The sequence below is a fragment of the Streptomyces montanisoli genome, from assembly GCF_017813245.1.
GTDB classification, from domain to species: domain Bacteria; phylum Actinomycetota; class Actinomycetes; order Streptomycetales; family Streptomycetaceae; genus Streptomyces; species Streptomyces montanisoli.
The window spans coordinates 1-10,194 of the sequence record NZ_JAGIQL010000196.1 but is presented as its reverse complement, the minus strand read 5'-3'; the positions used below and the strand labels follow the sequence as shown (position 1 = coordinate 10,194).

The 10,194-nt window shown below is 72.2% G+C and carries 10 protein-coding genes; all 10 read left to right on the top strand.

Translation table 11 applies throughout. From position 1 onward, the window contains the following. Positions 1-716: 716 nt before the first annotated feature. The 10 genes from pdxS to JFN87_RS29105 all read left to right on the top strand — a co-directional run bounded on the left by pdxS (position 717) and on the right by JFN87_RS29105 (position 9,896). A complete protein-coding gene (pdxS, locus tag JFN87_RS29150) occupies positions 717-1,637 on the top strand; it encodes a pyridoxal 5'-phosphate synthase lyase subunit PdxS (RefSeq protein ID WP_209344852.1) in 921 nt (306 codons plus the stop codon). Further along, on the top strand, positions 1,627-2,223 hold the full coding sequence (gene pdxT / locus JFN87_RS29145) for a pyridoxal 5'-phosphate synthase glutaminase subunit PdxT (RefSeq protein ID WP_209344850.1): 597 nt from the start codon (positions 1,627-1,629) through the stop codon (positions 2,221-2,223). Before pdxS ends, pdxT begins: the two co-directional genes overlap by 11 nt. 62 nt (positions 2,224-2,285) lie before the next feature. After that, complete coding sequence (locus tag JFN87_RS29140) at positions 2,286-3,038, top strand: YebC/PmpR family DNA-binding transcriptional regulator (protein WP_030907259.1); 753 nt, start codon at positions 2,286-2,288, stop codon at positions 3,036-3,038. Between the two features lie 130 nt (positions 3,039-3,168). Next, positions 3,169-3,738, top strand: a complete 570-nt coding sequence (gene ruvC / locus JFN87_RS29135; protein WP_209344848.1) for a crossover junction endodeoxyribonuclease RuvC — start codon at positions 3,169-3,171, stop codon at positions 3,736-3,738. Beyond that, positions 3,735-4,367, top strand: a complete 633-nt coding sequence (gene ruvA, locus JFN87_RS29130) for a Holliday junction branch migration protein RuvA (RefSeq protein WP_209344846.1) — start codon at positions 3,735-3,737, stop codon at positions 4,365-4,367. The genes ruvC and ruvA overlap by 4 nt, the downstream gene beginning before the upstream one ends. Positions 4,368-4,452: 85 nt before the next feature. Beyond that, positions 4,453-5,547: a Holliday junction branch migration DNA helicase RuvB gene (gene ruvB / locus JFN87_RS29125; protein ID WP_307865637.1), complete on the top strand. Its 1,095-nt coding sequence runs from the start codon at positions 4,453-4,455 to the stop codon at positions 5,545-5,547. Positions 5,548-5,710: 163 nt separating this feature from the next. Further along, the gene (yajC, locus tag JFN87_RS29120; RefSeq protein ID WP_209344845.1) at positions 5,711-6,286 is read left to right on the top strand and encodes a preprotein translocase subunit YajC; all 576 of its coding nucleotides are present in this window, start codon (positions 5,711-5,713) and stop codon (positions 6,284-6,286) included. Between the two features lie 157 nt (positions 6,287-6,443). After that, positions 6,444-8,246: a protein translocase subunit SecD gene (gene secD / locus JFN87_RS29115; RefSeq protein WP_209344843.1), complete on the top strand. Its 1,803-nt coding sequence runs from the start codon at positions 6,444-6,446 to the stop codon at positions 8,244-8,246. Position 8,247: 1 nt separating this feature from the next. After that, on the top strand, positions 8,248-9,354 hold the full coding sequence (gene secF, locus JFN87_RS29110; protein ID WP_209344841.1) for a protein translocase subunit SecF: 1,107 nt from the start codon (positions 8,248-8,250) through the stop codon (positions 9,352-9,354). Next, complete coding sequence (locus tag JFN87_RS29105; protein ID WP_209344839.1) at positions 9,351-9,896, top strand: adenine phosphoribosyltransferase; 546 nt, start codon at positions 9,351-9,353, stop codon at positions 9,894-9,896. Before secF ends, JFN87_RS29105 begins: the two co-directional genes overlap by 4 nt. Positions 9,897-10,194: the final 298 nt, after the last annotated feature.

The following is a 10,194-nucleotide window of genomic DNA, read 5'->3' as shown; positions in this document are numbered from 1 at the left end:
GGCGCGCCTCCGCCGGTCGCCGCGGCCGGCCCGCCCTCGCCGCCGTGTGCCGTGTCGGCCTCGATCCGGCCCGGCGGCGCGCCGGGCCACGACTCGGCGTGTCCGCCGACGCTGCCCGCCGCTTCGTGCAGGGGCGCTCGTGCTGGGCACTGGGCGGTCAGCGCCCGTGGAGTCCGGCTGGGTCTGCCGCTCGACCGGCACCCCAACGCCGCGGGGCGGCGGGCCGGCCCCGCTCACCGCGGCCCTTCTGCTGCCCACACCGCGCGTGCGCAACAGAGCACCCGGCCCCGGCCGGGAACCTCGCGCCGCCCTGCGGCCGAAGACCGGACCAACGGCCTCGGGCCGCCGCCCGGGCGCCCTCGCGCCGGGGCTCGCCCGCATGGCCGGCGAGGCGGCCGGACCGCGCCGCACACGCCGGTCGCGCTCGCCGATCGCGCGGCCTGAGGCATCCCGGCGGGCGGGCCCCGCCGTCGCCGACGCGACGAAGAGCCGGCCCATGGCCACGCGCCGCACCCGGCCAACGCGGCGCGGCCGCCTCGCGGGCCCGGGCGCGCGTGGCGGCGGGCAGGACGGCGCCGCACCGCCAGGTGCGAGTGGCGCACATCGCACCGCGAGGAGTCCACCGGCCACCCATTGGCTCTTGCCGCCCGCCCGCCACCCGGCGTTTCCTCGACCTCGTAGGTTTTGGTCCCCTTACACACACCAGCGAGGCCCCCGTGTCCACTGCTCCGCAGGCCGCTTCCCCGACGACGAACCCCGAGACCGGTACCGCCCGCGTCAAGCGCGGCATGGCCGAGCAGCTCAAGGGCGGCGTGATCATGGACGTCGTCACGCCCGAGCAGGCGAAGATCGCGGAGGACGCGGGCGCCGTGGCCGTGATGGCCCTGGAGCGCGTGCCCGCCGACATCCGCAAGCACGGCGGCGTCGCGCGCATGTCCGACCCGGACATGATCGAGGGCATCATCGAGGCCGTCTCGATCCCCGTCATGGCCAAGTCCCGCATCGGCCACTTCGTCGAGGCGCAGGTCCTGCAGTCCCTCGGCGTCGACTACATCGACGAGTCCGAGGTGCTCACCCCCGCCGACGAGGCCAACCACTCCGACAAGTGGGCGTTCACGACCCCCTTCGTCTGCGGTGCCACCAACCTCGGCGAGGCCCTGCGCCGCATCGGCGAGGGCGCGGCCATGATCCGCTCCAAGGGCGAGGCCGGCACCGGCAACGTCGTGGAGGCCGTACGCCACCTCCGCCAGATCAAGGCCGAGATCGCGCGCCTGCGGGGCGCCGACAGCAACGAGCTGTACGCGGCCGCCAAGGAGCTGCGCGCGCCGTACGAGATCGTGCGCGAGGTCGCCGAACTCGGCAAGCTGCCCGTGGTGCTGTTCTCCGCCGGCGGCGTCGCCACCCCCGCGGACGCGGCGCTGATGCGCCAGCTCGGCGCCGAGGGCGTCTTCGTCGGTTCCGGCATCTTCAAGTCAGGCGACCCCGCCAAGCGCGCGGCCGCCATCGTCAAGGCCACCACGTTCTTCGACGACCCGAAGATCATCGCCGACGCGTCGCGCAACCTCGGCGAGGCCATGGTCGGCATCAACCTCGACGCGGCCCCCGACGCCGAGCGGTTCGAGAACCGTGGCTGGTAGCACCCCCTCGGTCGGTGTGCTCGCGCTCCAGGGGGACGTGCGCGAGCACCTCGCCGCGCTCGCCGCGGCCGGCGTGGAGGCCGCGCAGGTGCGCCGCCCGGAGGAACTGGCCGCCGTCGACGGCCTCGTCGTCCCCGGTGGCGAGTCCACGACGATGTCGAAGCTGGCGGCCCTCTTCGGGCTGCTCGAACCGCTGCGTGCACGGGTACGCGAGGGCCTGCCCGTGTACGGGACGTGCGCCGGCATGATCCTGCTCGCGGAGAAGATCCTCGACCCGCGGTCGGGCCAGGAGACCGTCGGCGGCATCGACATGATCGTGCGCCGCAACGCCTTCGGGCGGCAGAACGAGTCCTTCGAGGCCGCCGTCGACGTCGAGGGCGTCGACGGCGGGCCCGTGGAGGGCGTCTTCATCCGCGCCCCGTGGGTCGAGTCCGTCGGGGGAGCGGTGAACGTGCTCGCGGAGCACGGAGGACACGTCGTCGCCGTGCGGCAGGGCAACGCCCTGGCCACGTCCTTCCACCCCGAACTGACCGGGGACCACCGGATGCACCGCCTCTTCGCCGACATGGTGCGATCCGCGGCGTGAGCGTATCCCGGTAGGATCACTGCCGAACAGAGCTGCATCGGTTACGTGAAGGAGACAGGCAGATGTCCGGCCACTCTAAATGGGCTACGACGAAGCACAAGAAGGCCGTGGTCGACGCCAAACGCGGCAAGCTCTTCGCGAAGCTGATCAAGAACATCGAAGTGGCGGCGCGCACCGGTGGCGCCGACATCGAGGGCAACCCGACCCTCTTCGACGCCGTGCAGAAGGCGAAGAAGCAGTCGGTTCCCAACAAGAACATCGACTCCGCGGTCAAGCGCGGCGCCGGACTCGAGGCCGGCGGCGCCGACTACGAGACGATCATGTACGAGGGTTACGGCCCCAACGGCGTCGCCGTGCTCATCGAGTGCCTCACCGACAACCGCAACCGCGCGGCGTCGGACGTGCGCGTCGCCATGACGCGCAACGGCGGCTCGATGGCCGACCCGGGGTCGGTGTCCTACCTGTTCCACCGCAAGGGCGTGGTGATCGTCCCCAAGGGCGAGCTGGGCGAGGACGACGTGCTGGGCGCGGTCCTCGACGCGGGCGCCGAGGAGGTCAACGACCTCGGCGAGTCCTTCGAGGTGCTGAGCGAGGCCACCGACCTGGTCGGCGTGCGCTCCGCCCTGCAGGACGCCGGCATCGACTACGACTCCGCGGACGCCAACTTCGTCCCGACCATGCAGGTCGAGCTGGACGAGGAGGGCGCGCGCAAGATCTTCCGGCTGATCGACGCGCTGGAGGACAGCGACGACGTGCAGAACGTCTTCGCCAACTTCGACGTGTCCGACGAGGTCATGGAGAAGGTCGACGCCTGATCGCGCCCCGCGCGAGCGACGTCATCCGGCGGGCCGGCGGAGCGTGTCTCCGCCGGTCCGCCGCTTTGTCAGTGGCGGGCACTAGGGTGCCGATCAGCTGGAACAGTTGACCGAAGGGGGGAGTGCCGCGATGCGTGTCCTGGGCGTCGACCCCGGCCTGACCCGGTGCGGCGTCGGCGTCGTCGAGGGGGTCGCGGGGCGTCCGCTCGCCATGCTCGGCGTCGGCGTGGTCCGCACGCCGGCCGACGGCGAACTCGGGCAGCGGCTGGTCGCCGTCGAGCGCGGCATCGAGGCGTGGCTCGACGAGTACGAGCCCGAACGGGTCGCGGTGGAGCGGGTGTTCAGCCAGCACAACGTGCGCACGGTGATGGGCACGGCACAGGCGAGCGCGGTGGCCGTGCTGTGCGCCTCCCGCCGCGGCATCCCCGTCGCCCTGCACACACCGAGCGAGGTCAAGGCCGCCGTCACCGGCAGCGGCCGCGCCGACAAGGCGCAGGTGGGCGCCATGGTCACCAGGCTCCTGCGGCTGGCGGCACCGCCGAAGCCGGCCGACGCGGCCGACGCGCTGGCCCTCGCCATCTGCCACATCTGGCGGGCCCCCGCCACCCACCGCCTCCAGCAGGCACAGGCCGCCGCGCGTGCCGCCCGCGCCCCGCGCCCCGCGAGCGGTGGCACGTCCGTCCGGAAGGTGACCCCATGATCGCGTTCGTCAGCGGCCGGATCGCCGCGCTCGCCCCCACGACGGCGGTCGTCGAGGTGGGCGGCGTCGGCATGGCCGTGCAGTGCACGCCGGCCACCCTCGCGGGGCTGCGCATGGGTGAGGAGGCGTCACTCGCCACGTCCCTCGTCGTGCGGGAGGACTCGCTCACGCTGTACGGCTTCGCCGACGACGACGAGCGGCAGGTCTTCGAGCTGCTGCAGACCGCCAGCGGGGTCGGGCCACGCCTCGCGCAGGCCATGCTCGCCGTCCACAGCCCCGACGCGCTGCGCACCGCCGTCGCCACGGGCGACGAGAAGGCGCTGACGGCCGTGCCGGGCATCGGCAAGAAGGGCGCGCAGAAGCTGCTGCTCGAACTGAAGGACCGGCTCGGCGCCCCGCTGGGCACGCGCACCGGCGCGGCCGCGCGCTCCGCCGTCGCGAGCGGCCCCGCGCCCTGGAGCGAGCAGCTGATGTCCGCCCTGATCGGGCTCGGCTACCAGAGCGGCCAGGCCGAGGACGCGATCGCGCAGGTGTCCCCGCAGGCCGAGGCCGCGCTCGCGGACGGCACGGAGCCGCCGGTGCCGCAGCTGTTGCGGGCCGCACTGCAGAGCCTGAACCGCACGCGCTGACCGTACGCGGCGGCCGGGCACGCGCCCGGCCGTGCACCGACCGAGCACCGACCGAGCACCACCGAGCACCACCGAGAGGCACGCAGTGAACTGGGACGTCCCCCCGGACGACACGGGCGCCACGGACAGCGTGGCCGAGGCCGCCGACCGGCTCGTCGGCGCGTCCGCCGACGGGGAGGACCAGGCCGTCGAGGCGGCGCTGCGCCCCAAGTCGCTGTCCGAGTTCGTCGGCCAGGAGCGCGTGCGCGAACAGCTCGACCTCGTGCTCAAGGCCGCGCTCGCCCGCGGCGCCACCTCCGACCACGTGCTGCTCTCCGGCGCCCCCGGCCTCGGCAAGACCACGCTCGCCATGATCATCGCGGCCGAGATGGGCGCCCCGGTCCGCATCACCTCGGGCCCCGCGATCCAGCATGCGGGCGACCTCGCCGCGATCCTCTCCTCGCTCCAGGAGGGCGAGGTGCTGTTCCTCGACGAGATCCACCGGATGTCGAGGCCCGCCGAGGAGATGCTGTACATGGCGATGGAGGACTTCCGCGTCGACGTGATCGTCGGCAAGGGCCCCGGCGCCACGGCCATCCCCCTCGAACTGCCGCCGTTCACGCTGGTCGGCGCCACCACCAGGGCGGGTCTCCTGCCCCCGCCGCTGCGGGACCGCTTCGGCTTCACCGGGCACATGGAGTTCTACGAGAGCGGCGAGCTGGAGCGCGTCCTGCACCGCTCCGCACAACTGCTCGACGTGGAGATCGACACGGCCGGCGCGGCGGAGATCGCGGGCCGCTCCCGCGGCACGCCCCGCATCGCCAACAGGCTGCTGCGCCGTGTGCGCGACTACGCGCAGGTCAAGGGCGACGGCCGGATCACCCGAACGGTGTCCGAGGCGGCGCTCGGCGTGTACGAGGTGGACGCGCGCGGGCTCGACCGGCTGGACCGCGCCGTGCTCGGGGCCCTGCTCAAGCTGTTCGGCGGCGGGCCCGTGGGCCTGTCCACCCTGGCGGTCGCGGTGGGGGAGGAGCGGGAGACGGTCGAGGAGGTCGCCGAGCCCTTCCTCGTCCGGGAGGGCCTGCTCGCGCGCACGCCGCGCGGCCGCGTCGCGACGCCCGCCGCATGGGCCCATCTGGGGCTCACCGCGCCGCCCCAGGCGCCGGGAGCAACCGGACAACAGGGCCTGTTCGGGGCCTGAGCACCCGCTCACTGGCCTCGAATGGAACCCGAGTGCCATGCTGGGCGTTGTTCCAATGATGCGGACTCGCCTAGACTCCGCCGATGCCACCCTTCCGGGCGGCGTGCCCACCCCCGAATACGAGGCCGCCCCGACGGCGGTCGTGCGAAGGAAGTTCCCTCCCGTGAGTCCTCTGACCCTTCTCCCCTTCATCGTGCTCATCGGGGCCATGTTCCTGATGACCCGCTCCGCCAAGAAGAAGCAGGCGGCCGCGGCCTCGATGCGCAACGAGATGCAGGCCGGTGTCGGCGTGCGCACCATCGGCGGCATGTTCGCGACCGTCAAGGAGGTCCACGACGAGATGGTCCTCCTGGAGGTCGCTCCCGGAGTGCACGCCGTCTACGCGAAGAACGCCATCGGCGCCGTCCTCGACGACGAGGAGTACAACCGGATCGTGCACGGCGAGGAGCCGAGCACCGGCGACCTGGGCCTCGACGCCCCGATCGTCCCGGACGACGCCTCCTCCCTGACCGAGGGCGACGCCTCCGGGATCGACCTGGGCAAGAAGCCCGGCGCCGACCTGACGAAGTCCGCGGGGGACGCCACCGAGGCCGGAGCGGCCAAGGCCGAGGGCGCGGGCGGCAAGAGCGCGGGCGACGAGGCCGCCGAGCCGGTCGAGGTCGCGAAGCCGAAGGACGCCGCCGCCAAGGAGGCGGCCGCCAAGGACGGCAAGCGCGACGGCGAGGCCGGCACCAAGTAGTCACCTACGCGATCGCGGGCCGCCGCACTGCGGCTGCCGGCGGTGTGCGGACTGTAACGAATTTGGCGGGGCAGCGACCCCACAACACTTCGTGGCCGCTCAGGGCTCCGGCGCTCACCACCGGACGGCAAGCGGTTGGACAGGGAGAATCGAGAAGGTGGCAGCACCCAAGAAGGGTCGAAGGTCTGCGGGGTCGCCGGGCAGGCCGGGCCGCACCCTTTCATTGTTCCTGATCGTCGTGGCCGCGCTGGTGGGCGGCATGTTCTGGTCGGGAGACACGCATCCGAGGCTCGGCATCGACCTCGCGGGCGGAACGACGATCACGCTCAAGGCGCAGAACACGCCGGGCAAGCCCAACGCGATCAACAAGACCAACATGCAGACCGCGGTCGACATCATGAACCGCCGTGTCAACGGTCTCGGCGTGTCCGAGGCCGAGGTCCAGACGCAGGGCAAAGACAACATCATCGTCAACATCCCCAAGGGCACCAACGAGGCCCAGGCGCGGCAGCAGGTGGGCCAGACGGCCCAGCTGTACTTCCGGCCCGTGGAGGCCGTGGCGGCGGGCACACCGACGCCGCAGCCGTCCTCCAGCGGCTCCCCGAAGGCCACGTCGAGCGGGAAGCCGGGCGCGAAGGCGAGCGGCTCGCCGTCCGCCTCCTCGAAGGCCTCGGGCGGCACCAAGGCCACCGGCAAGTCCTCCGGGTCGCCCTCGGCCACGGCGAGCTCCTCCACCCAGGGCCGCGCGGTCACCAGCGCCCTGAAGAAGGCGCCCTCGCCGAAGCCCTCGGACAGCTCGGGCTCCAAGACCACACCGTCGCCGTCGGCGTCCGCGAGCCAGTCCACCGCCGCCCTGCAGAAGAAGTTCCAGGCCCTCGACTGCTCCAGCAAGGCGCAGCGCAGCAAGGCCAACGCGGGTGCGGGCCCCAAGGACCCGATCGTGGCCTGCGGCCAGGACTCGAACAAGCAGTGGGAGAAGTACGTCCTCGGCCCGGCGGCCCTCGCCGGCACCGACGTCAAGAAGTCGCAGGGCGTCTTCGACCAGCAGAACGCCCAGTGGATCGTCACGCTCGACTTCACCGGCGCGGGCAGCAAGAAGTTCTCGAAGATCACCAGCCAGCTGTCCAAGCAGCAGCCGCCGATGAACCAGTTCGCCATCGTCCTCGACGGCAACGTCGAGTCGGCGCCCTCGGTGAGCCAGACCCTGAGCGGCAGCGCCCAGATCTCCGGCAGCTTCACCCAGCAGTCCGCCAAGGACCTCGCCAACGTGCTGTCGTACGGCGCGCTGCCGCTGACCTTCCACGAGGAGACGGTCACCACCGTCACCGCCGCGCTCGGCAGTGAGCAGCTCAAGGCGGGCCTGATCGCCGGCGCCGTCGGCTTCGCGCTCGTGCTGATCTACCTGATCGCCTACTACCGCGGACTGTCCGCGATCGCCGTGCTCAGCCTCGTGGCCTCCGCGATCCTGACGTACACGATCATGTCGCTCCTCGGCCCCGGCATCGGCTTCGCGCTGAACCTGCCCGCCGTCTGCGGCGCCATCGTGGCCATCGGCATCACGGCCGACTCGTTCATCGTCTACTTCGAACGCATCAGGGACGAGATCAGGGAGGGCCGCACCCTGCGGCCCGCCGTGGAACGCGCCTGGCCCCGCGCCCGGCGCACGGTGCTCGTCTCCGACTTCGTCTCCTTCCTCGCCGCTGCCGTGCTCTTCATCGTCACGGTCGGCAAGGTCCAGGGCTTCGCGTTCACCCTCGGCCTCACCACCGTGCTCGACGTGGTCGTGGTGTTCCTGTTCACCAAGCCCGTGATGACGCTGCTCGCGCGCAGGCCGTTCTTCCTCAACGGCCATCCGTGGTCGGGGCTCGACTCGAAGCGGCTCGGGGCCAAGCCGCCCCTGCGCCGTTCCCGCCGTACCGGCGGGGCCGCCACGTCGTCCGACCACCCGAAGGAGGCATGAGATGTCGCGGATCGGTGCCTTCACCGCTCGTCTCTACCGCGGCGAGGTCGGCTACGACTTCGTGGGCAAGCGCAAGATCTGGTACAGCATCTCGGTGCTCATCGCGATCACGGCCATCGTCGGCCTCGCGGTGCGCGGCATCAACGAGTCCATCGACTTCAAGGGCGGTGCCGTCTTCACCACCCCGAAGACGAGCGTGTCGGTGGAGGAAGCGGTCACCGACGCCCAGAACGCGTCGGGCAAGACGGCCATCGTGCAGAAGCTCGGCAACGGGACCCTGCGCATCCAGATCGCCGAGATCACCACCAAGCAGTCGGACCCGATCAAGGCCGAGCTCGCCAAGGACCTGCACGTCGACCAGAACCAGATCACCGCCGACCTGGTCGGCCCGAGCTGGGGTTCCACGATCGCCAACAAGGCCTGGACGGGCCTGATCGTCTTCCTCATCCTGGTCGTGATCTATCTGGCGATCGCGTTCGAGTGGAGAATGGCGCTCGCCGCCTTCATCGCCCTGCTGCACGACATCGTCATCACCGTCGGCGTGTACGCGCTGGTCGGCTTCCAGGTGTCGCCCGGCACGGTCATCGGCCTGCTGACGATCCTCGGTTACTCGCTCTACGACACGGTCGTCGTCTTCGACAGCCTCAAGGAGCAGTCGAAGGGCATCACCAAGCAGACCAGGTACACGTACTCCGAGGTCGCGAACAACTCGATCAACAGCACGCTGGTCCGGTCGATCAACACGACCGCCGTGGCGCTGCTGCCCGTCGCGGGCCTGCTGTTCATCGGCGGCGGCTTCCTCGGCGCGGGCGACCTCAACGACATCGCCCTGTCCCTCTTCGTGGGCCTCGCCGCAGGTGCCTACTCGTCGATCTTCATCGCGACGCCGCTGGTCGCCGAGCTCAAAGAGCACGAGCCGCGGATGAAGGCGCTGCGCAAGCGCGTGCTCGCCAAGCGCGCCAAGGGCGAGGCGGCCGCCGAGGACGCGGACCCCGGCAACCCCGACGGCTCCGAAGGCCCGGCGCCGGCCGGCGCCACCGCGGCCCCCGCGGTGGCGGGCCCGAGGAAGGGGCCGCGCGGCGGCCGCTCCTCCGGGAGGCGCAGGTGACGCCCGAGGAGACCAGGCAGCTGCTGCTCAGCCGCATCAGGGACGTCGCCGACTACCCGGAGCCCGGCGTGATGTTCAAGGACATCACCCCGCTGCTCGCGGACCCCGGCGCGTTCCGGGCGCTGACGACGGCGCTCGCCGACGACTGCCGCAGGATGGGCGCGACGAAGATCGTGGGCCTGGAGGCCCGCGGCTTCATCCTCGCCGCGCCCGTCGCCGTCACCGCCGGTATCGGCTTCATCCCCGTGCGCAAGGCGGGCAAGCTGCCCGGCGCGACGCTGTCCCAGTCGTACGAGCTCGAGTACGGCACCGCCGAGGTCGAGGTGCACGCCGAGGACCTGGCCGCGGGCGACCGCGTCGCCGTCATCGACGACGTACTGGCCACGGGCGGCACGGCGCTGGCCGCCGTCGAGCTGATCCGGCGGGCCGGGGCCGAGGTCGCGGGGGTGTCCGTGCTCATGGAGCTCGGCTTCCTCGACGGCAGGGCCCGGCTGGAGAAGATGCTGCACGGCGCCCCGCTCGGGGCCCTGCTCACCGTCTGATCCGTCCCACGCGCGCGCGTCGACGGGCACCCGGGAACAACCGGGTGCCCGTCGTCGTTGGCGCCCTGCCGCCCGGCCCGGCAGCCCAGGCACGTTCCGTTCGCGGAGCGGGCGAAATGGCCGGATGGCTACCATGGACTTTTCCGGGGCCGGACGAGTGGCCCCGACCGCACGAGGAGCGCTCTTGCCAGACGAGGCCAAGCCACTGGCCGCCACGCCCGAGCCGCACGCCGACCGGGCCCAGGCGGAGCCCGAGACGGAGCAGCGGGCACGGGCGGGCGACGCCGGGCCGGCCGCC